General features: G+C 44.6%; 14 protein-coding genes and 1 pseudogene. 14 read left to right on the top strand and 1 reads right to left on the bottom strand.

Going from position 1 to position 23,445, the window contains the following annotated elements; all coding sequences use genetic code 11:
- Positions 1-59: 59 nt before the first annotated feature.
- From A3G19_RS04925 to A3G19_RS04880, 10 genes are all read left to right on the top strand, one after another.
- A complete protein-coding gene (locus A3G19_RS04925) occupies positions 60-7,463 on the top strand; it encodes a Calx-beta domain-containing protein (protein ID WP_294870889.1) in 7,404 nt (2,467 codons plus the stop codon).
- A gap of 18 nt (positions 7,464-7,481) precedes the next feature.
- A complete protein-coding gene (locus tag A3G19_RS04920) occupies positions 7,482-8,117 on the top strand; it encodes a transglutaminase-like cysteine peptidase (RefSeq protein WP_294870887.1) in 636 nt (211 codons plus the stop codon).
- A gap of 11 nt (positions 8,118-8,128) precedes the next feature.
- A complete protein-coding gene (locus A3G19_RS04915; protein WP_294870885.1) occupies positions 8,129-10,090 on the top strand; it encodes a LapD/MoxY N-terminal periplasmic domain-containing protein in 1,962 nt (653 codons plus the stop codon).
- Between the two features lie 327 nt (positions 10,091-10,417).
- Entirely contained in the window at positions 10,418-12,157 is a 1,740-nt protein-coding gene (locus A3G19_RS04910; RefSeq protein ID WP_294870883.1) for a YgiQ family radical SAM protein, read from the top strand.
- Positions 12,158-12,437: 280 nt separating this feature from the next.
- A complete protein-coding gene (locus tag A3G19_RS04905; protein WP_015653907.1) occupies positions 12,438-12,686 on the top strand; it encodes an RNA-binding S4 domain-containing protein in 249 nt (82 codons plus the stop codon).
- On the top strand, positions 12,683-13,663 hold the full coding sequence (gene trpD, locus A3G19_RS04900) for an anthranilate phosphoribosyltransferase (RefSeq protein WP_294870882.1): 981 nt from the start codon (positions 12,683-12,685) through the stop codon (positions 13,661-13,663). The genes A3G19_RS04905 and trpD overlap by 4 nt, the downstream gene beginning before the upstream one ends.
- Positions 13,660-14,070 carry a tRNA (adenosine(37)-N6)-threonylcarbamoyltransferase complex ATPase subunit type 1 TsaE gene (tsaE, locus tag A3G19_RS04895; RefSeq protein WP_294870881.1) on the top strand — a complete coding sequence of 137 codons (411 nt, stop codon included), beginning with the start codon at positions 13,660-13,662 and terminating at the stop codon, positions 14,068-14,070. The genes trpD and tsaE overlap by 4 nt, the downstream gene beginning before the upstream one ends.
- Entirely contained in the window at positions 14,063-14,785 is a 723-nt protein-coding gene (gene lptB / locus A3G19_RS04890; RefSeq protein WP_294870879.1) for an LPS export ABC transporter ATP-binding protein, read from the top strand. The genes tsaE and lptB overlap by 8 nt, the downstream gene beginning before the upstream one ends.
- 6 nt (positions 14,786-14,791) lie before the next feature.
- Positions 14,792-16,057, top strand: a complete 1,266-nt coding sequence (locus tag A3G19_RS04885) for an RNA polymerase factor sigma-54 (RefSeq protein WP_015653903.1) — start codon at positions 14,792-14,794, stop codon at positions 16,055-16,057.
- On the top strand, positions 16,057-16,800 hold the full coding sequence (locus A3G19_RS04880; RefSeq protein WP_294870877.1) for a TIGR02757 family protein: 744 nt from the start codon (positions 16,057-16,059) through the stop codon (positions 16,798-16,800). Before A3G19_RS04885 ends, A3G19_RS04880 begins: the two co-directional genes overlap by 1 nt.
- On the opposite strand, the gene A3G19_RS04875 is transcribed toward A3G19_RS04880, so the two are convergent.
- Positions 16,797-18,794 (bottom strand): GGDEF domain-containing phosphodiesterase, encoded by a 1,998-nt coding sequence (locus A3G19_RS04875; RefSeq protein WP_294870875.1) that lies wholly within the window; start codon positions 18,792-18,794, stop codon positions 16,797-16,799. The genes A3G19_RS04880 and A3G19_RS04875 overlap by 4 nt on opposite strands.
- Before the next feature lie 111 nt (positions 18,795-18,905).
- Here A3G19_RS04875 and A3G19_RS04870 point away from each other — a divergent pair, with 111 nt between their 5' ends.
- From A3G19_RS04870 to A3G19_RS04855, 4 genes and pseudogenes are all read left to right on the top strand, one after another.
- Complete coding sequence (locus tag A3G19_RS04870) at positions 18,906-20,312, top strand: TrkA C-terminal domain-containing protein (RefSeq protein ID WP_294870874.1); 1,407 nt, start codon at positions 18,906-18,908, stop codon at positions 20,310-20,312.
- A gap of 92 nt (positions 20,313-20,404) precedes the next feature.
- The gene (gene aroB / locus A3G19_RS04865; protein WP_294870872.1) at positions 20,405-21,460 is read left to right on the top strand and encodes a 3-dehydroquinate synthase; all 1,056 of its coding nucleotides are present in this window, start codon (positions 20,405-20,407) and stop codon (positions 21,458-21,460) included.
- Positions 21,457-23,079 (top strand): mechanosensitive ion channel domain-containing protein, encoded by a 1,623-nt coding sequence (locus A3G19_RS04860; RefSeq protein ID WP_294870870.1) that lies wholly within the window; start codon positions 21,457-21,459, stop codon positions 23,077-23,079. Before aroB ends, A3G19_RS04860 begins: the two co-directional genes overlap by 4 nt.
- Positions 23,076-23,445, top strand: a pseudogene (locus tag A3G19_RS04855) (tRNA (N(6)-L-threonylcarbamoyladenosine(37)-C(2))-methylthiotransferase MtaB); the annotation flags it as partial. The gene A3G19_RS04860 and the pseudogene A3G19_RS04855, both read left to right, overlap by 4 nt.

Below are 23,445 nucleotides of genomic sequence, written 5' to 3'. Positions count from 1 at the left end.
GCTTTTTATTCTACGGTAGAATTTACAATTATAAAAATTTCTCATCGTAGGGGATAGTCATGGCACGAGTAATCGGATACGTAAAATCATTGGAACACGGCAATTTTTTTGTCAAAGATGCAAAAGGGAATGTTCATCAGTTAAAAGCGGGTGAAGCTATTCACGAAGGTGAACTTGTCTATGGTTCAAAAAGTAATCCTAGTAATGCTCAAATCATTATCGACGTAACACTTCAAGGGGCCGGAGATCTCGTAATCGCCGGAAATGGAGCTCTTAATTTCGATACATCTTTGCTCAAAGGTATCTTTAGCCATGACGATGCCGTTGTTTATGTGAACTCTGTCAAAGATGCATTAGCACTTGCCGGTGGAAATATTACCAATGTCGAGACCGATCTACGTGACGGTCAACCTACGAATGGAGATGATGAAACAGCAGCCGGTCAGACGCTGAGTAACCAAGAACATGCAAGTGATACTTTTAATGATCGTGATGGATTGGTTAAAGATGTACGAACATCATTAAATTTCACTGGCAGCGATGTTGTGGAACCTGCGATTGAATCTAGACCTTTTAGACCAGTAATTGTGGAAGAAGAAAATATTCCTATTGTAACATTGTCTCCAAGTATCAGCATCAACGACGTCACCGTGAACGAAGACGCGGGAACCATGAGCTTCACCGTAAGCCTCAGCCACGCGACAACGGCACCGGTGAGCTTCAACTACGCATCGGCGAATAATGCTCCGATCAGCGCGGCAGCGGGATCGGATTACACGGCGGTAAGCGGCAGCGGAAGTATTGCGACGGGTGCTACGACCACCACGATCACGGTACCGATCAGCGATGACTTCCTCAAAGAAGGGAACGAGACGTTCTTGATGAACCTCTCGAACGTCTCAAGTAACGTGGCAAGCAGCGGTAACGACCTCCAAGGTGTGGGAACCATCACCGACGCGGGCAGCATCAATCCTCCGACACCGGAAGTACCGACGGCAAACGATACGGTCTACGCGATCATCAGCGGACCGGGAGCAACAACCGAGGGGGATGTTACCGGCAACTTCACCGTGAGTCTCGTAGACATGAACGGCAATCCGGTCACACCGACCCAAGATACCGACGTCACCGTGGTGTTCTCTAACGGCACGGCAGAGAGCGGAGATTACGTCGCAACGACCCAAATCGTCACCATCTTGGCCAACAGCGCCAACGCGACGTTCACCGTCCAAACCAACGAAGATGTCGATTACGACAACGAGACCTTCGTTGCCACTATTCAAAGCGTCGAGGACACCGGCGAGTTCGAAGCGGTAGCGGTCCATGCGACCTCCGGAAACGTCACGGCGACCATCACCGACGATGACAGCGCACCAAGTATCAGCATCAACGACGTCACCGTGAACGAAGACGCGGGAACCATGAGCTTCACCGTAAGCCTCAGCCACGCGACAACGGCACCGGTGAGCTTCAACTACGCATCGGCGAATAATGCTCCGATCAGCGCGGCAGCGGGATCGGATTACACGGCGGTAAGCGGCAGCGGAAGTATTGCGACGGGTGCTACGACGACCACGATCACGGTACCGATCAGCGATGACTTCCTCAAAGAAGGGAACGAGACGTTCTTGATGAACCTCTCGAACGTCTCAAGTAACGTGGCAAGCAGCGGTAACGACCTCCAAGGTGTGGGAACCATCACCGACGCGGGCAGCATCAATCCTCCGACACCGGAAGTACCGACAAGCAACGATACGGTCTACGTACGTTTGGTTAATAGCGATACGGTGACTGAAACCGGTGGTGACGGTGCATTGAATCATAGAATTGAATTGGTAGATAGTAACGGGAATCTCGTAACGGTACCGACAGGCGGAAGTGTAACCGTGAGTTTGTTATACAGTGTAGATACAACTACATCAGGTGACTATAGTGCTGCACGTACGACGAGTGTCACAATCACTGCCGGTTCAAGCGGTGTTGATATTTCGAATGCAATTTTGAACGATTTGGTTTATGAGGGAAGTGAAGGATATACTCTTCGTATAGGGACAATTACCCAAAGCGGCGATAAATTTGAAGCGGTTGCCCAACATACGACATCCAACAGTGTAACAGGTACGATTACCGATACTGAAGATATGCCGGCACTTTCTGTCAACAATGTATCGGTAGCCGAAAACGGCGGTTATGCTGTCTTTACGGTTTCTTTGTCGAATCAATCGGCAAGTGCTACGACAGTTAATCTGTCATTGACCAACGGAACCGCTGTATCACCGCAGGATTATACGACGAATTTGCAGGTATCTACTGACGGAGGTACGACATGGATGTCAGCTACAAGTGCTACGATCGCCGCAGGAAGCACTTCGGTTCTGGTCCGTGTACCGGTTGTCGATGATACGCTGGATGAAAACAGTGAAACATTTACCCTCACTGCAACACGAACAGCGGGATCAACCAGCAATGCAAGCGCGACGGGTACCGCCACTATTACCGATAATGACTCTGCACCGCTTGTTTCCAGTGTTATTTCAGACGATGATTATGTCAATGAAAATAGAGATGCAAGTAGTGCTAATGATATTGTGCAAAACGGAACGATTCAGAATGTCGGAGCGGCGGATACGGTTGTTCTTTCCGGTAATGCAAGCGGTATAACGTCAAACAATCAAGCTGTAACGTATACATGGAATGCGGCAACAAAAACGTTGACTGCTTCTTCGAGTGAAGGAACCGTCTTTACCGTAACGGTAAATGCGGATAATACGGGATACACCTTTACACAGCTTCGCGGAATCGATCATTTGCCGACAGTTCAAGGAGAGGGTGAATCGAAAGTCTTGAATTTTGATATGAGTGTGGTCGGTGGTATCAGTACTGCTCCGTTTACCGTAACAGTATACGATGATGCACCGAGCGTGTCGGGTGATCGAACGATTACGACCGAAAATGACGGCGATTATAGCGAGATCGGATATTTGTCTCAAGCAACCGTTTCGAACGATATCACGAGCGTGGTTTGGAATACATCGACATTGCCTGATTTAGTATTTGACGGAAAACCGGTCTATTATGTCGATCAAGGCAACGGTACTTTGAGTGGGCAGCTTGCCGATGGAACGTTGATCTTCCGTGTAACGATCGATCCAAATACGGTCGATGCGAACAATCATCCGCAATACAGCTTCGAATTACTCAATACGCTTGGACGTTTGGGACAAGAAGGTGCCGCTTCAACTTATACCGTTATTAGTGGGGGGAATATCGATCATCTCGATCTGGCATTCGGTAATTTCCTAATCGACAGTATGAGCGCTACAATATCCGATGGCAGTGTGTCAACCGTTAACACGAATAATAATTGGATCGGGGTCGGCGGAAACTGGTTCAATACGGGTGACAAACTTAATATGACGTTTACCGATCCATCGGGTTCATATGGGCAGGTTCGCGGCATGGATATGCTCGTCGAAGGACAAGGTAGTGCTGCTTATACTCTTTCATGGACGGTCACGGCGGCGATCAATGCGGCGGGCGATACGATAACCTATTCGGGAAGTATGAATGGAAGCGGAAATACGGATATACCGTTTACGATTCCGCTTCAAAACGGTGCATTGTATTTTACGAGTCTTGAGATCAGTGATGCATCATCCGGTGATTTCCGTATTGCATTCTCTGCAATTACAGCGAACGACTATTATTCGGACATCCCGATGAGTTTCGATTACTCGCTGGTTGACGCAGACGGTGATACGGCAGCAGGGCAGATTGATGTTACATTGACTGCTCCTACAACTGATTCGGCTCCGAAAGCGGTGAATGATACGGCAACAACCAATGAAGATACTCCGATTGTTACCGGAGATCTTAAAACAAACGACACGATTTCTTTGGATGGCGGAAACGTTTGGTCGTTGGCGACACAGGCTGTCCATGGCACAGCGGTAGTCAATGCGGATGGAACGTATACCTATACACCTGTGGCAAACTGGAATGGAACCGACAGTTTCACCTATACGATTACCGATCTTGATGGGGATACCTCTTCGGCAACGGTGACGATTACGGTTGCACCTGTAAATGATGCACCGACTTCGACCAACGATGCGATTACGATTCTGGAAGATTTGAACAATACGACAAATGTGTATACCGTATCGGTAAATGATTTTGGAACGTATAATGATGCGGACAATAACAGCTTGTCATCAATCCGAATCGATTCATTGCCAACGAACGGTACGCTTTATCTAAACGGTACAGCCGTATTGGTAGGTACGGTGATTCCGGTAGCATCGATTACGAGCGGATTATTGACATTCGATCCGATCAATCACACGGATGCGGACAGTTCGTTTACCTTTAGCGTCAACGATGGAACAGTATGGAGTGCAAGCTCTTATACGACCACTGTGGCGATTACAGCGATTGCAGATACGCCGATCGTTGATATTGCAGGAACAGGAGTTGTGACACAAGTTATAAATATTGCGAATGTTTCAACGAATACGAATGGATTTACCATTAGCGCATTGAATCCTGATGGCTCAACAGGAGTGATCAGTACCCATACGACTCCTGATGGTTTCGGTGTTACCGGTGTTGCATCAGGTGATAATACTGAAATTGGTTATCTCAATGGTACCGGTTCGGAAAAATTGGTAGTTCAGTTTGATAATGCAGTTTCTTCCGTCGACGTTTCATTTGCGTGGAAACACTCATATGGTACGGGAGAAACGGCACTGATCGAGTTTTATAACAACGGTGTATTAGTCGGAACCCGCACGTACAATGGTGGAAGTGACTCTGTTGATCCTGCTATTACGTTACAACCAAATGAAGGTGGCGTATTTAATGAAATCCGATTTGGAGCGGTAGGTTCCGGAGATGATTATCTGATTCACTCCATCAGCTTTGAGAAAACAGCGAGTTCAACGACAACAATTACGACAGATGACAATCGTTCGGTTGATTTAGATGCTTCATCGGCACTTGTCGATACCGATGGATCAGAGACATTGAGTACTACTATCAGTGGAATTCCAGCTGGTTATACCCTTACTGACGGCACCAATACGTTTACCGCATCGGCAGGTTCGACCGTAGCGAATGTAACAGGTTGGAACTTGGCCGCAGTGAGTTTGGAAGTACCGACGGTCACAGTACAGACAACGGTGACATTGACCATTACGGCAACTGCTACCGAGACTTCGAACGGTTCGAGTGCTTCTGCGTCCGATACCATTGCCATCGTTGTCGTACCGCATAACGATGCTCCGGTATTCGCTAATGCTGCCGTTAGCGTCAATGTATCGGAAGAGGGGCTTGCAGGAGGATTGGCTGATACGACGGGTACGTCCGATACGACCAATGCTACAACGGCAACCGGAACGTTTAATATTACCGATGTCGATAGTGCATCGGTAAGTGTTACATTAACCGCTCCGACAACGACATTGACTTCAGATGGAGTGACAATCACTTGGAGTGGTGCAGGAACCAATACGTTGGTAGGTAGTGCCAACGGTTCTAATGTGATGACGATTAGTATCGACAATAGCGGCAACTATACGGTAAATCTGAGTGGTCCGGTTGATCATGCGACGGTTGGAGTTGAAGATGTTAACTCCTTTAGTGTAGGTGTTACGGCATCGGATGGATCAGCGTTATCTACCGGAGCATTGACCATTAATATCGAAGATGATGCTCCGGTGACTTCGACACAAACCAATACGGTCAATGTAGCTCAGATCGATACAAATGTGATGATTGTTCTTGACGTATCGGGCAGTATGACGAGCGGAAGTGTTGACCGTCTCGCCGCAGCGAAAACAGCGATTACAAATTTGATCAATGCATATGATAATTATGGAGATGTGGCGGTTAAAATCGTGACTTTCTCAACAACGGCGACCGATCGTTACAGTGTATGGATGAGTGCATCGGATGCTATCGCATTACTTGCCGGTATTACAGCAGGAGGAATGACAAACTACGATTCTTCATTGGCACAGGCGATGGATGCGTGGAAAACCGCCGGCAAGCTGACGATTGACAGCGGACATACGGTTCAAAACGTCGTTTATTTCATGTCGGACGGTCAGCCGAATGAAAATGACGGTAGTACTTCAGTATTGGCGAATAATGCCAACGGAACGAGTGGCGGTGCCGATGCCGGTATCCAAACTGCGGAAGAGACGATTTGGACAACGTTCCTCAATAACGGCGATATTAAAGCCTATGCATTGGGTATCGGGGATGGTTTGAGTACAGCAGATATGGCATATCTCGATCCGATTGCCTATAATGGCGTAACGGGAACGAATGATTCATCTTTGGCAATTCTTGTACCGGATGTATCGCAATTGACACAGGTACTTTTGAGTACGATCGATCCGATCGCAACGGGTAACGTTCTTACCAGCGCGACACCGGGTGCTGTCGGTGCGGATGGAGGGTATGTCGGTGTGATTACCGTCGGAACCGGAGCGGCTCAAACAACGTTTACATGGAATACAACAGCCAATACGGTTGCTTCTTCCGGTAGCGGTACCAATACCGCCACGTATAATTCGACGACTCACGTATTGAGTGTGACGACGGCGAATGACGGTTTGTATGTGATCGATCTGGACTCTGGAGATTATACGTATACTCCTCCAATGAGCATTTCAGGTACCGTAACCGAAGTATTTGGCTTTACGCTCATCGACAACGACGGAGACAGCTCAACCGGACAAATTACGCTCAATGTCAATGTCAATCCGGGAACGGCCACAACGACCGGAACGGCCAATGCCGATACAACTCTCAGTGGTTCCGGTAATGATGATATTATCAGTGGACTTGCTGGAAACGACACGATCAGCGGTAATGCAGGAAACGATTGGATATCCGGCGGAGCAGGTACGGATGTACTCAACGGTGGTGATGGCAATGATAAACTCGATGGCGGTGCAGGGGCAGATGCTCTCTATGGCGGTGCAGGAAATGATCTTCTGATCAGTGATTTGCAGACGGACAGTGCAACCGGAACGACTTTAAGTGGGGATACGGGACTTGGAAGAGTTGATGGTGGAGACGGATTCGATACCTTCTTGATGAGTATGGACGGTTCAGCGATCAATTTTGCAGCATTAAATAGTACCAATAACCCTATTAAAAATATCGAAGTGATCGATTTAGGGGCAAATGGAGCGGCAGACAATCATCAGTTGACCAATATTCGATTGCAGGACGTTATTGATATGACCGATGTGGATAATGATCTTTACATTTTGGGTGACAGTAGTGATTCTGTTTCCTTGGATAGCATAAGCGGTCAGCCATGGAGCCTTTCTGGTACATCTAGCGAAATAATCAACGGACAGCAACATATGTTTAATGTGTATTCAAACAGCGGCGATTCGACGGTAGTCGTAAAAGTCGAAGATAGCGTTTCTGTCAGTATCGTATAATTACGCTACAATAAGAGCATGAAAAAAACGGTTGCTCTTTTCTTCATAACGGCGGCACTTGCCGCCATTCTCCTCAGTTCCCCCGAATTTTCTATTTCCAAAGCTTTTATGGACAAAATCGAGCGTGAATACGGTCCGATTGCCAAAAAAAGAGCATTCTATCTTATTCAAATGATGAATGAAGCGCGGGATTTGGACGATATGGGAAAAATGGAAAAGGTGAATGATTTTTTCAATCAAACCCCTTATGCATCCGATAAAACGACATGGGGAATCAGCGATTACTGGGCAACACGCTATGAATTTATCGGTAAAGACAGAGCCGATTGTGAAGATTATGTTATTGCCAAATATTTTACCCTTAAAGAGCTGGGTGTTCCGACCTCTAAACTCTTTATGACCTATGCGAAATCGATTCGCTACAAAACGGCGCATTTGGTTCTGACCTATTACGAAACCCCCAAATCGATACCACTCGTTTTGGACAACTACAATTTTAAAATTCTCCCCGCATCCGTACGGGACGATTTGATACCTATTTACAGTTTCAGCGGGGATGAGCTTTTTAATGCCAAGCAAGCGCAAATCGGGAAAATGGTCCCGGCGGCAACCAAACAAAAACGTCCATGGGACGAGCTAGTTATAACACGATAAAAGGATTAGTGATGAGTTTATTTAAACAGTTGGTGATAATGCTAACCCTCTTTTTAGGGGTGATATTGGTGTCGGTGATGTTACTGAACTTTAAATCGGCAACCGAGTTCGTCCAAAATCAGCTCTATACCGACGCTAAAAATACGGCACACTCGTTGGGCCTTTCACTCTCGAAAGTAGCAGATCCTTCGGACTCTTCGAGTATGGAGACAATGATCAATGCGATCTATGACAGCGGGTATTACCAACGTATCCGACTGGTCGATATCGATGGCAAAGAAGTTTATAACCGGGAAAGTGATGTCCGTGTTAGTGATGTTCCTCAATGGTTTATCGAGATGGTGCCGATTCATAATGTGAGTGTAACGAGTGATATTATGATCGGATGGAGCCGCTTTGGTACGTTGGAAGTGAGCGGACATACGGGAAATGCCTATCGTCAACTCTATAGTACATTGATCGATTTGATCCAAACGTTTTTAATGATCGGTATTGTCGTTTTTATGACGTTGTATCTTTTACTTTCACTAAGTCTTAAATCGTTGAAACGGATCCGTGATCAAGCTAAAGCAATTATTGATAACGAATTTATTATTGAGAAAAAAATCCCCTTCACAACCGAATTTCGCTCTGTTACAACAGCCATGAATGCAATGGTAGAAAAAGTCAAAGATATTTTTGAACGGGAGAACGAAACATTACGACGTTATCACGAACTTCTCTATAAAGATAGCGAGACGAAACTTCATAACCGTCGTTATCTCACCGCTAAACTACCCGATTATCTCCAATCGGATGCATCCTTTTCTTCGGGTATTTATGTCATGCTGAGTATCAATGAACTCGACCGATTGAAGCGTGAAAAAGGGTATGAGCGTTATACCCAATTGGTCAATACTCTGGCCGAAGCGTTGAACACCCATCTTGGTTCGTTCCGTCATTCTCTGATTGCACGATTGAATGAAAGCGATTTTTTTGCGGCGATTCCGGCCTATGAGATAGATCAGGTATACCATCAAATTGAACTGATTATGATTCATATGCGTAACGTTATTGATGAGATGGATAAAGATCTTTTGGAATATTTGATTATTGGATGCGGAATCGGTACCTACAGTGAAAAAGACACCCTTAAATCACTTTTTTCACGCGCCGATCATGCGGTAACTCAGGCCAAACTTCGCGGTAATTTTATGATAGACAAGAACCTCGAAGAAGATGAGCCGCTAGTTTTGGGGCGTGAAGAGTGGCGCAGTGAATTACTCAAAAGTTTAGAGGAATCTCGTATGTTGTTGGCATTTCAAAGTGCGGTTGAACAACGTTCTGATGAACTTAATGTACTCCATGAAGAGATCTTTTTGCGATTGTTGGATCGGGAGGGAGTTATTCACTCAGCAGGCTATTTTATCCCTGTTGCGACGAGTCTGGGCCTTATCGATACTCTGGATCGTTATATGATCGAAAAAGTCTTTAAACACATCAAAGAGCATAATCCGATAACACCGTTAGCGTTGAATCTCAGCGGCGATTTTGTGAAAAAATATGCCAATATTCAATGGCTAAGAGCTCAATTGGAAGTATTCCATCGTCAGAGTGACTTAGTGTTATGGTTTGAAGTGAGCAATACCATAGCATTAAATGAACTCGAAGCGGTATCTACTATCAGTTCAATGATTAAAATGTTCGGATACCGTTTCGGAATCGATCATTTTGCGATTCCTGAAGCAGGTGCTCATTATCTTCAAGCAATTCGCCCGGATTATATCAAAGCAAACAGTGCCTATTTGCAAGATATGATGTTCGATAAAGAGACGGGTAAGAGTCGTGAGAGTTTTAATAACGTTATCCGAAGTCTGGGGATTTCGATCATAGCGATTAATATCGAAGATGCAAAAGAGGTTGAAAACTTAAAAGCGCTCGGTATTGAACGATTTCAAGGCTCTCATATCGCGCCGGTAGCATTGCTGCAATAGTGTATGCAGCTTTTTTGTCATTCCCGTGAGAACGGCCATTGTGCCCCCTGCGGGTATGGCGTATGCTATTGTCTTTTTTTGCGTGTCAACACGAAAGCAAAAGCAGCTACAACTGCCAGTAAAATGAATAGATTTCCTTGTTCTTCCATTTAATGTTCCTTTAGTAATTTTTTCATGTCCACTTACCTTCATTTAGGGTATTTTTCATAGAAAATATTATACCGCAGGTTTACGGTGGGAATCCAGCCAAAGAAAAATAATCTTAAGTGCAAAAGATGGATTCTTGGATCAAGTCCGAGGATGATGACGTTGTGGTACAATCGCGTTATGAAAACTATTACCCCTGAAACTCTCCGATATTTACCCGCCACCCGTGCTGAAATGCAAGCACGCGGATGGGATCAGTGTGACGTTATCCTCATCTCCGGTGATGCCTATATTGATTCTCCGTTTATCGGTGTCGCAGTGGTAGGACGGATACTGGAGCGTGAGGGGTATCGGGTCGGGATCATAGCTCAGCCTGATATTAATACGGATGATGTGATGCGTTTAGGCGAACCGAAACTCTTTTGGGGGGTGAGCGGGGGAAGTGTCGATTCGATGGTCTCCAACTATACCGCAACCAAAAAATTTCGTAACAGCGACGACTACACCCCCGGCGGTGTCAATAATGCCAGACCCGATCGTGCGACACTCGTTTACACCAATCTTATCCGCAAACATTTCAAAAACACCGTCCCTATTGTCCTGGGAGGAATCGAGGCGAGTTTGCGTCGCGTGAGCCATTATGACTACTGGACGAACAAACTCCGTAAGCCTATTTTGTTCGATTCCAAAGCCGATTATCTCATTTACGGAATGGGGGAGGGGGCGATCATCGCTCTGCCAAAAGCGTTAGAGAGAGGTGAATCTCCTCATAACATTCGAGGGGTGTGTTATATCGCCAAAGAGCCGCGTGAGGGGTATTTGACCCTCCCATCCCATCAAGAGTGTTTGGATAACAAAGAGAAATATATCGATCTGTTTGATGCGTTTTACAACCATAACGACCCCATCTCTGCAAAGGGGCTATGTCAAGAGGTGGATGGACGATACGCAATCCAAAACCCTCCTGCTGATTACCTCGATGAAAACGAGATGGATGCAGTTTCGGCATTGCCCTTTACCCGTGAGCTTCATCCCTATCATCGTCCTAAAGGTGCGGTAAAGTGCCTGGAGACGATCAAGTTTTCCATTATGACCCATCAGGGGTGCTGGGGAGAGTGTAATTTCTGCGCGATTGGTGTGCATCAGGGACGTACTATCCGTACCCGCAGCGAAGCATCGATTTTAGCGGAAGCAACGCAATTTACCGAGTACAAAGATTTCAAAGGGATTATCAGTGACGTCGGAGGCCCCACGGCAAATATGTACGGCTATGAGTGTAACAAAAAACTTAAACACGGTACGTGTGACCATCAACGGTGCGTCGATGACACCCATCTGTGCAAATCGATGAAAGTGGATCACACCCGTGTTATCAATCTCCTTCGCCGACTTCGGGAAGTGCGGGGAATCAAAAAAGCGTTTGTTGCTTCGGGGGTGCGCTACGATCTCATCAACGAGGACAAACGTCAAGGGTATGAGTATCTCAAAGAGATGGTAAAACATCACATCTCCGGTCAGATGAAAGTTGCACCTGAACATACCTCAGACCATGTATTGCATCTGATGAACAAACCGGGGAAACAAACCCTCGTTGATTTTAAAAAGCTTTATGATAAATTGAACAAAGAAGAGGGAAAAAAGCAGTTTTTGACCTACTATCTCATCGCCGCCCATCCGGGATGCACCGAGAAAGATATGCACGATCTGAAACGTTTTACGACCGATGAACTAAAGATGAACCCTGAACAAGCGCAGGTATTTACCCCGACACCGGGAACGTACTCTGCGGTGATGTATTACACCGAAATGGACCCTGCAACCCGTAAAAAAATCTTCGTCGAAAAAGATACGGCACGTAAAGAGAAACAAAAGCAAATAGTGGTTGCCAAGGACTCTTTTAAGAGCGGATTTGCGAGTTAAAATCTTATATCCCGTTCGCCCTGAGCTTGTCGAAGGGTCATCTACTAAATTAACTTCAAAATAGCTATTACTCGTTCCCAACGTCCTCGTTGGGAATGCAGACTTATAATAAATAAATATTACACACTCCCAAGCTGGAGCTTGGGAGCGAGAAATACACCCTTCGACAGGCTCAGGGCGAACGGGATAAAATAAGTGGAACAATTTTTGCGCTCTTACCTCTCTTTTAGCTTCATTTACCTACAATAAACACTTATAAATCAATACTACGGAATCATTTTTGCGAATCGATAAATTTTTAAATGCGGTCAATCTGACCAAACGTCGCACCGTTGCTCAGGATATGATCGGCGAGGGTGTTGTTTACATCAACGACAAAGCGGTGAAACCGGCCAAAAACGTGGCCGTAGGGGATATCATCACCCTCGTATACCTCGAAAAACAGATGCGCTACGAAGTGCTCGCTATACCTACCCTCAAATCGACCCCGAAATCCCAACAAAACCTCTATATCAAGGAGCTTTCATGAACGCCACTAAAACGGATTTTGAAGCACTTTTTGAACATAGAATGAATGATGAGGAGATGAGGGAGTTTTTATCGACTCTTCCTCTGAATGAATCGACTTCCTCCTCGATGATCGCAACGGCGGCGGAGGTGATGCGTAGTCATTCGATTATTCTCGAAGTTCCCGCTGAACTGAAACCAAAGCTGATTGACGTTGTCGGTACGGGGGGAGATAAGAGCGGAAGTTTCAACGTCAGCTCCACCGTCGCGCTCGTCCTTGCCGCTTCGGGTGCTTATGTTGCTAAACATGGCAACCGCTCTATCACCTCCAAATCGGGGAGTGCCGATGTCCTCGAATATCTGGGGGTGAAACTCGATCTCTCTCTGGAACAAAGTTCGACACTCCTCCAAGAGTGCGGATTTACGTTTTTATTCGCTCAATACCACCATCCGGCGATGAAATTTATCATGCCGATCCGCCGCTCGATCCCTGAGAAAACGATCTTTAATATCCTCGGACCGCTCACCAATCCGGTGGGGCTCTCTAAAATTCTCCTCGGGGTATTTGATGAGGTATTTGTCCCTAAAATGGCCGAAGCGGCACGTGAACTCGGGATGCAATCGGCAATCGTGGTAAGTTCACGCGAAAAGATGGATGAGATCAGTATTAGCGATATCACCTATGCGGGACATTTGAAAAACGGCCTGATAGAGTATTTTGAGATCGATCCGCAGATGCTGGGGATCAAAAAAGCTCCGTTTGAAGCGATTCTCGGCGGAGAAGCTGCACAAAATGCTCAGATTCTTACCGATATTTTAAACAACCGTGCCACTGAAGCACAACGGGATATGGTCCTTATCAATGCGGCATACGCACTCGTAGCAGAGGGGATGGCGCGAGATGCGCAAGAGGGATTGGAGATTGCTCGTGACACTTTGCTCAGCGGCAAAGCGGCACAAAAATTAGATCAAATTATTACGGTATCCTCTAAGCTATGAACAAACTTACTTTAGATGAGTTGCCTCAACTCTGTTCAGATATGACTGAATTACTGCCACAAGGGGGAGTTGTTATCCTGCATGGCGATTTAGCCAGTGGTAAAACAACTTTCACACAGGCTTTTGCACGTTTTTTAGGGGTGGGGGATTCTGTGACTTCCCCTACGTTCTCTCTTCAACAACGCTACGGTGAGAAACTTTACCATTATGATCTTTACAATTACGGTTTTGAGAAATTTTTGAGTTTAGGGATGATGGAAGAGTTGGAGCACGAGGGGTATCACTTGATCGAATGGGGAGATGAGCCTTTGATTAATTTACTTAAACGTTCCGGGATTGAGACACTTATTGTGAAAATTATTAAATGCGATGAAACTTCGCGATGGTATGAGGTGCAGCGTGCATGAATTAAAAATTGAGAATTTGGTCAAGACCATTAAAAAGCATGAAATTGTTCGCGGTATCAGTATGGAACTCCGTACCGGAGAGGTCGTTGGACTGCTTGGACCTAACGGTGCCGGAAAAACAACAACATTTTACATGATATGCGGTCTGATCGAAGCAACGGATGGGAAAGTATTTATTGATGGGGTTGATGTGTCCGCTTTGCCTCTGCACAAACGTTCCAAATTGGGGATAGGGTACTTACCTCAGGAAGCCTCGATCTTTAAAGACCTCACCGTTGAAGAGAATCTCGTGATTGCAGCACAAGCGGGGAAATTGAGTAAAGAGATGGCGGAACAGCGGATTGAAGAGTTGTTGGAGATGTTTAATATCGAACCGATCCGAAACCGTCGCGGGATCAATCTCAGCGGCGGAGAGCGTCGTCGTGCCGAGATTGCACGGGCATTGGTGAACAAACCCCGTTTTTTACTCCTCGATGAGCCGTTTGCCGGAGTTGACCCGATCGCCGTAATGGACATCCAAAGTGTTATCTCGCAGCTTGTAGAGTACGGGATCGGTGTTTTGATTACCGATCATAATGTACGAGAAACGCTAGCGGTGTGCGATCGAGCCTATGTTATTAAAAGCGGTCAGCTTCTAGCATCGGGAACAAGTGATGAAATTGCTCATAATGCCGATGTGCGTCAACACTATCTCGGTGAATCGTTCAAGTTTTAGCATCAGATGTTACGGGTAAAAACCAGCGTCGAGCTCAAAAACAAGCTTTCTAACACTCTTCGTAACTGGCTGCCGATTTTGCAGTCGAGTCTCAGTGATCTGGGTGAAGCGATGGCTCCGTTTGTTGAGGGAAACCCTCTGATCGATGTCAAATCGGGATATGAGGAGTCTTTTGAAGCAAGAATCCCGAAAAAAATTCAATTTGGCTATGTTCAGAACTCTCACAGCGAAGCGATTGAAGCACTCACGATCCAGCACAAGAGTTTGTATGAAGTGCTCGAAGAGCAGATAGACAGCTCTTTATTTCCCACGCCGATTTCTCGTCTTATTGCTACCCATATCATCGAAAATCTCGACGAAGGGGGATATTATGAGGGGGAATCGGAAGTTTTTTGTGCTCAAAACGCTCTGACGATGGAACAATTTGAAAAAATCCGTCTCCGTTTTATCCATGTAGAACCGGTCGGTATCGGCGCACGAAATGTGAGTGAATCTTTTTTATTTCAACTGGACTCCTCGTCAATCAGTGATTCGGGATACACCCTAGCATCGGATATGATCAATCATCTCGATGAATTAGGGCGCTACCGAAAAGAGCCGTTTTTTGACGAAGCGATGCGGGTTATCGGGAGTTTTAAAAATCCTCCGGCAATCGATTACATGGAGGACTCAATGCAGGTTATCCCTGATTTGATGATCTATACGGATCCAGAAGAGGGGATCGAAGTAAAATTGAACGATCAATATTATCCCTCAATTTCCATCGATGCAGCGTACGGAGTCGATCATACTTTTGTCCGTGACAAGCTCAAAGAGGCCAAAAGTCTTGTGGATGCGTTAGAGATGCGTAAAGCGACCTTGTACAAAGTAGGGCTGATGATCGTTGAATATCAGTATGATTTCTTTACGGGAGGGGCGATTAAACCGCTAACCCTTAAAACGCTGGCGGATGAGTTCGGTCATAACCCTTCTACTATTTCTCGTGCGATTGCCAACAAATATATTGCGTGTAATCGTGGTATTTACCCGATGAAAGAGTTTTTCACGACAGCGATCGATGAAGATGTCTCCAATGCCGCAATTAAAGAGTATGTCTCTGAATTGGTCAAAAATGAGTCGCATAAAAAACCGCTCAGTGATATGAAACTGCTTGAGATGATCCAAGAAAAATTCAAGATTACGATGGTTCGTCGTACTATCGCTAAATACCGTAAACAGCTCAATATCGCGGGATCAAGTGAGCGTAAACAACTTTATCTGCTAGGGCGCTAGTGAAAAACCTTAAAGCGTATCTCGATGAGCAGGTAGCTGCACGCAATCATCGAGATGAATTGTGCGAAGCACGCCCTGATCCGCTGATGATCGCGCGTCGTACTATGGATCAACATCATGCGCTTACGTGTGCCTTGTTTGCTTATGGGAGCGCAAAAGCCATTGTTGCCTTTTTAGCCACTTTGGAAGAGGATTTAGTGGATTTGGCTGAATCCGATTTACGTTTCAAATTAGAGGGGAAATATTATCGTTTTCAAAGTAGCGAAGATATAATCCAATGGTTCTGTACCCTTGGGAGATTAAAAGCTTCCGGCGGGGCTGAAAAGGCTTTTAAAGATGGGTATTCTTCGGATGGACTCATTGGTGGAGTATCGACATTGATTACATCTCTTTATGACCTTAACCCGTATCGCTCAAAGGGGTATGAATTTTTGATCGGAAAACCGATTGTATCGATAACAAAAGCGTCGGCAATGAAACGGTGGATGATGTATTTACGTTGGATGGTTCGTAAAAACGAACTCGACATGGGATTGTGGAGCGGTGTATCTATGAGTGACTTGATAATGCCTCTGGATACCCATACGTTTAATGTTTCTCACCGATTAGGGCTTTTAACGCGGTCTGTATGCGATATGCGTTCCGCCATTGAGCTGACGGAAAGACTCAAAAAGTTTGATCCGCATGATCCGCTTAAATACGATTTTGCCCTTTATCGGATTGGTCAGGAAAAATTGCTTTAAATGGTAAGGATGCTCGGCTTACCGGTGTAATATCCTTGTGAATAGGTGATTCCGATTGCTTTTACATGTTGATAGATATCTTCCGAACTGACAAACTCAGCAATCGTTTTAATACCGAGATGTGCGCTAAAATCTGCAATATGTTGGACAACAACGGCATATTTTGGATCACTGTTAATATTACGGATGAGTGATCCGTCAATTTTAATGTAGTCAACGTCGAGTCGAAGGATATTTTCCAAACTGGAATATCCGGTTCCGTAATCGTCAATGGCAATTTTTGCACCTAAGCTTTTCATTATCTGAACAAATTCTATAACTGCATCAAAATTATCAATTCCCTCGGATTCTAAAATTTCAAATACGATGCGGTGAGCCGTATCGGTTGCAACAATCATCTCTTCGATAAATCGAACCGTTCCTTGGTCTAAAATATCACGGATAGAGAGGTTCACGGAGAATTCTTCATTTCGATTTTTGAAAGTATTACACGCTTGTTCGATAACGGTTCGGGTAATTTGGGGATACAAACGTGTTTTTTTGGCAGTTTGGAGAAAATCGAGTGGCGGAATAATATGCGCGGATTCATCAATCATTCGAACAAGTGTTTCATATTTTTCAATTCGTCCACTTTGATTGGAGACAATCGGCTGATAAAAACAGATAATCCGACCTGAAGATAGTGCATTGTGGATGGTTGACGTAAGGGCAATATTAGCTTGATATTGTTCTTCAACATGCGATTCACTGTTATAAAACGCGATATGTTGACTGCTCTCTTTGGCTTGATGGAGGGCTATATCGGCATGTGCCAAAGAGATATCAGGTCCTTGATCAATCCCGATGGTAACATTAAGAGAGATACTTTCTGTACCCACTCTGAACGGATAATCGTGAAGACGATTGAGCAATTTCAAGCAGAGATCTTCGAGCTGACTTTCACTTAATTCTTCGTCAAACAATACGGCAAATTCATCCCCGCTAAGACGATACGGGTACAAATCAAGGGTTATCAGCCAGTGCCCCATCTGTCGTAAGAGATCATCGCCGGCGCTAAATCCGAAAAAATCATTGATTTCTCTAAAATTATACATATTTAATATGACCAATGCACTATATCGGGTCCGATCCATATCGTATTGCAGTCGATGACGATTCGGTAAACCGGTCAGAGTGTCTTCAAAGGTTTGGGAGATCAGCTGTTTGGTTTTTTCTTCAACTTTTGTTTCTAATATTTCGTTTACTTCTCGGAGCTCATCGGTTGCATTAAGGACTTGGGAACGTAAAAAGTTTGCGGTACCATGCATGGTATTTCGATAGACGAGTAAAAATGGCAATGCACCTAAAAAAATGATCAGAGAGGTTGAAATGGCTTTGAAAGCTGCGGCATTGGAAAGTCTTTGAATGGAGCCCACTTCGATATCCGCTCCAATAATGTAGCGATAGCCCGATGGTGTGGTTCCTGGGAGATATACGCTTCTAAATTGTCCCCATTGATCTGATTCTTCTTTAAGATCCCAAACCATTTGATTCGTTTTAAGGGCTTTAATCATATCGGGATTATTGGGATAAATATCGAAAAATCGGGTAAGGTTTTGACCGGTTCGGAGTTCATGATTACGGGCACTGCTGGAGGTAAAACGGAGTTGTCCTTTGTTATCCATTACTAAAGAATAAATATACTCGACCCCTTGTGCGTGTGCCAGAGCGGTGAGGGTTTTGATAGTATCGGCATCTTCAACCGTGGTCGGCGTACTCGTTAAAACTTTAGAATGATAATTGTCACCGACCACTGCTTGTGCCGATTCAACGGCACGTTGCAAATTGGCGTTTATATTGTGATTGATGAATTTTTTTTCATGATCAAAATGGTAATAGCCCAATAGTATGAGTGTTGCAATAAAAAAGAAAAAGGCGAAGAAAAACTTTTTGGCATCAAGATGCATCAATGCTCCTCCTCCAATGTCTCGGTTCAGATGAATATAGTGTATCATACTTTAATCAAAAAAAACGATACTACACATATGAATTTAATTTTTACCCTATAAACGAATTGTGCTACAATCACGTCTTAAATTTAACGATCATAAGTAGTTTGCAGGACAATGAAAAAAATATTAATCGTCAGTGACGGAGCTATCGGTCATCACTATATAGAGCGTGTTATCGGCACTTATACCAGTGAAAACCTCTATTATGTTGTCCAAACGCATGAGAATGATTTCCAGGGTTACAATCCGGCACGTTACAAATTTTTTCAATTTGATCCTACCAGTTTTTACAAAATTTCCAATCTTTTAAAAATGGATTTCTGGCAAATCATTTTAGTGATGGAAAATGCAAATGATTTAGAACAGACGATTAAAAATATTCGTATGTACAAACCTTCTATTCGGATCATTGCACTTGACTTATGGAATGCAGTAAGTCCATGTGATGATATTGAATGGGTTAATATGCAAGAACTGATTGCCGCAAACTTGATCGATTATCTCCCCAATATTCCTGTTCTTGCGAAAAATATCGGGTTGGGTTCGGGTGAAATCATGGAAGTTCTCGTCCCTTTTGGAAGTTCGTTTGTGTATCGCCATATCGGATCGATTGAACAGAAAAACTGGAAAATAGCGGCAATTTACCGAAACCGTCAACTCATTATTCCGAGTGATAATAAAATGATTCAGCCCAATGATACGTTGGTTTTGGTCGGCGATCCTGCCGTATTACGCTCTATTTATCGGGCAATCAAACGAGAACTGGGGCAATTTCCTGCCCCTTTCGGATCTAAAATTTACCTCTATATTGATATGAGTATCGAAAAACCATCCGCTATTATGGCACTGGTCAGACGAAGTGTTTTTATTCAGAAAAAGCTTCGTCAGCCCCTCATTATCAAAGTCGTAAACCCCGGTGATATTGATGTTTTGAGAATGATTAAGGCCTCCGTTCAAGGCGGTGTAACCATCGATATTTCTTATGATGCAAAGCCCGATGAGGGGATCATTTTGGACGATATCAAAAAATACCATATTGGTCTTTTTGTGGTTTCTCATACCGCTTTTTCGAGGAAGAGTATTCGTAAAAAACTTTATGCCGGAAATGTGCCGGTGTTAAAACTCTCCGAACGCTCTTTTTCATCGCTCAAAGAGAGTGTAGTGATTTTGAGTGAAGAGGGATATATTGAAAATATTTCTACCACCATATTTGACGTTTCATCACAGTTTGGTTTTAATCTGGAACTGATTGATTACGCGAATGAAGAGGGGTCTCATAAAAAAGAGGTAATAGAACATTTTAATAATCTTGCCACGATCTTTTCCAAATCCATTCATGTTTCTGCCCAAGAAGAGAACCCGATTCGAACCCTGCGTGAGCGGGATAACTTTCTTCATGTTCTCCCGTTCACCTCTAAAATGTTTATGAACCCGTTTAATGCCTATTTTTCTACCGATCCTGAAGTGTTGTACCATAAGCTGGGTCGTTACCATCAACTGTTTATCCCGACTCAAATTTAAGAACTCGCTTCAGCCCTGTCCAAGAGGGTTTTAAGTGATGTTTCTGTAATATATAACTCATTACGCAATAACTTAATCCATCAGGTTTTTCTATGACAATCTCTATTAATCTCAAACGTATTATCGATGACTCATACCCTATTCACATTGGTTCTTTGCCGGAGATAAACTTCGAGGGTAAAGTGGCTGTTTTGACCAATCCGAAAGTTGCGGGTTTACATCTGCAAACGCTACTCTCCACTCTTAAAGCCAAAGAGGTGTATGTCATTACGATCCCCGATGGCGAGCAGTATAAAACGCTTGATACGATTGAGAGTATCTTAGACCGGATGTTTGATCATCGCTTGAACCGCAAATCACTCTTGATTGCTTTTGGCGGCGGTGTGATCGGAGATATGGGCGGATTTGCTGCGAGTCTCTATAATCGCGGGATCGATTTTATCCAGATCCCTACGACGCTCCTTTCCCAAGTCGATGCCAGTGTCGGTGGTAAAACAGGGGTGAACAACCGTTTCGGTAAAAACCTGATCGGTGCGTTTCATCAACCTCGCGCCGTCTATATCGACCCGAGTTTTTTATCCACCCTTGCACCGCGTGAGTTTGGTGCCGGTGTAGCCGAGATCGTCAAAATGGCGGTAACGTTTAATCTCTCATTTTTTGAATGGTTAGAAAATAATGATTTGCGCGAAGGGGATAATCTTCAACATGCTATAAAAATGGCGGTTGAAACGAAGGCGCGTGTGGTGGAAGCGGATGAAAAAGAACAGGGGCTTCGCGCGGCACTCAATTACGGTCATACCTTCGGTCATGTCATCGAAAATGAGACACACTACGAAACCTATCTTCATGGGGAAAGTGTCGCTATCGGTATGGTAATGGCCAACGATTTGGCCTGTGAAATGGGACTGATGAGCTTTGAAGAAGCGATGCGTATTAAGACGTTGTTAGGTCGTTACGATTTGCCGCTTACGTATCCGATTCATGATGTTGAGAAATTTTACCAAACCTTTTTCTTGGATAAAAAAAGTGCTGATAGCACTATTACCTTCATCCTCCCTCGCGGAATCGGCGGCGTTGAGATTACCGATGCAATCGATGCGGTAGCGGTGAAAAAGAGTTTATCAAAATTTCAAGGAATGAGCGCGTGAGAGGCTATCGATTTCTTTTAGCGCTGTTTTTTGTTAGTGCTTTAACCCTCAATGCCGCCCAAAAAGAGGAAAAAGCGGTTGAAGAGCAGCCGATTGAGGTTCCGCAAGAGGTTCAAATTCAAAATGCTCAGGATGAACTCGCAAAAATCCAAAAAGAGCTTTCTCACGGCAACAGTATTTGGCTTAAAAGTTATAACTCCTATATGGCGTATCAAGAGGCACGAAAAAGTCTTCGGGACGTTAAATATCGGATTGAACAGCTGCAAAACAGGTCCTCTAACGTTGAACGCAAACTAGAAATTGAAGCGCTTCAGGCAAAACAAAAAGTATTGACCGAGCAGATTGATTTGCTCAAAGCACAAGGGGCCTCTCCGTTCGTTTCACTGCTCAAACCGGATGAAGCGGGTGAACTTCCCTCTATCACCAATCCTCTTGATATTTTTACAGGACTTTCCTATGTGAAACGGCTCAACAGCCAGTATCACGATTATGTGTTGCGTGAAGAGGAACTCCAGGAACTGATAGCGCTTTTAGAACACCAAGTCGGATTGTATAAAGATTTAATGCACCTCAATCCCAAAGCCGATTACGAAGTTGAGCTTGAGGCAACATTGCTGCAAGTGGAAAAGTTTAAATTAGCCCTTGAGACCCTAATCTCTACTGCGGATGTGTACGAAAAACGGATTGAATCAACCGAAGCGAAAATCAACAAAGAGATAAAAGATCAGATTTTTAAACTTCTCAATATCGGAATGATCGTTGTTGTTCTGTTTTTAATCTCCTTTTTGTTCAAGCGGGTGATTAAACGCTACATCGTCGATAACGAGCGGTTCTATATGGCCAATAAAATCGTTACGTTTATCAATGTGACGCTGATTATTTTGATTCTCCTCTTTAGTTACATCGATAATGTGGGCTATTTCGCTACCGTTCTCGGATTCGCATCTGCCGGTTTGGCGATTGCGATGCGTGACTGGTTTATGTCACTTTTGGGATGGTTGGTTATTGTGGTCGGCGGGTCGATTCACGTGGGTGATCGTGTCCGTTTCATGAAAGACGGGATGGAATACGTCGGAGACGTGTTGGATATTTCAATGCAGCGTATCACGATTATGGAAGACGTAACACTTACGACCGTCGAAGTAAACCGACGGGCGGGACGGATTGTTTTTGTTCCGAATAACTACATTTTCACCTCGATGATTGCCAATTATTCGCATGGGTCACTGAAAACGGTGTGGGATGGGATCGATATTGTTATCACCTTTGATTCTAACCACAAAAAAGCGGCCCATTTGGTGAAAGAGATTTGCCGAAAATACTCCAAAGGCTACACCGATATTACTCGTAAGCAGATCAACAAACTGCGAGACAAATACAGCCTCAAAAACAGTAATGTTGAGCCGCGCGTCTTTACGTTTATCGAATCCAACGGGATGAAAGTGAGTGCGTGGTATCTTACCAATGCGTATGCGACATTAACATTACGAAGTACAATTTCTGCCGATATCGTCGATGCGTTTAACGCCGAGCATGATATTACGATCGCCTATCCGACGCAGACCTTTTATACCGCCCCGATACCACCGAAATCTCCTCCTCCGATGGACGCTCAATGAAGCCGAAAGTCTATTTCAAAACCTTCGGCTGCCGTACCAATCTTTTTGATTCCCAAGTGATGATGAGTGCGTTGAACGATTATGAAGTGACAGAGGATGAGGATAACGCGGATATCGTTGTCGTTAACTCCTGTACGGTAACGAATGGAGCCGATGTCAGTGTCCGAGGTTATATCAACCAGATGGATAAGCAGGGCAAAAAACTCTTTTTGACCGGATGCGGTGCCCATACCAAAGGGGAATCTCTTTTCGGTGCCGGAAAGATCCAAGGGGTGTTCGGCCCTTCGGAAAAAATGAAGATCAATACACTTCTCTCCTCAGAGAGCCGTTTTTATGAGATTGGCGATTTGAACTACATTGATGATG

It is taken from the genome of Sulfuricurvum sp. RIFCSPLOWO2_12_FULL_43_24, from assembly GCF_001829605.1.
Lineage (GTDB): Bacteria > Campylobacterota > Campylobacteria > Campylobacterales > Sulfurimonadaceae > Sulfuricurvum.
Note: the sequence above shows the minus strand (reverse complement) of the source record. Positions and strands in the feature narration are given on the sequence as shown.

Bases quoted from the DNA above. Each gene is read 5' to 3' on its own strand.
- aroB (WP_294870872.1), top strand. From the start codon at position 20,405: ATGACAATCTCTATTAATCTCAAACGTATTATCGATGACTCATACCCT.
- A3G19_RS04920 (WP_294870887.1), top strand. From the start codon at position 7,482: ATGAAAAAAACGGTTGCTCTTTTCTTCATAACGGCGGCACTTGCCGCC.
- A3G19_RS04875 (WP_294870875.1), bottom strand. From the start codon at position 18,794: ATGATACACTATATTCATCTGAACCGAGACATTGGAGGAGGAGCATTG.
- A3G19_RS04885 (WP_015653903.1), top strand. From the start codon at position 14,792: ATGTTACGGGTAAAAACCAGCGTCGAGCTCAAAAACAAGCTTTCTAAC.
- trpD (WP_294870882.1), top strand. From the start codon at position 12,683: ATGAACGCCACTAAAACGGATTTTGAAGCACTTTTTGAACATAGAATG.
- A3G19_RS04910 (WP_294870883.1), top strand. From the start codon at position 10,418: ATGAAAACTATTACCCCTGAAACTCTCCGATATTTACCCGCCACCCGT.
- A3G19_RS04925 (WP_294870889.1), top strand. From the start codon at position 60: ATGGCACGAGTAATCGGATACGTAAAATCATTGGAACACGGCAATTTT.
- A3G19_RS04870 (WP_294870874.1), top strand. From the start codon at position 18,906: ATGAAAAAAATATTAATCGTCAGTGACGGAGCTATCGGTCATCACTAT.
- A3G19_RS04915 (WP_294870885.1), top strand. From the start codon at position 8,129: ATGAGTTTATTTAAACAGTTGGTGATAATGCTAACCCTCTTTTTAGGG.
- tsaE (WP_294870881.1), top strand. From the start codon at position 13,660: ATGAACAAACTTACTTTAGATGAGTTGCCTCAACTCTGTTCAGATATG.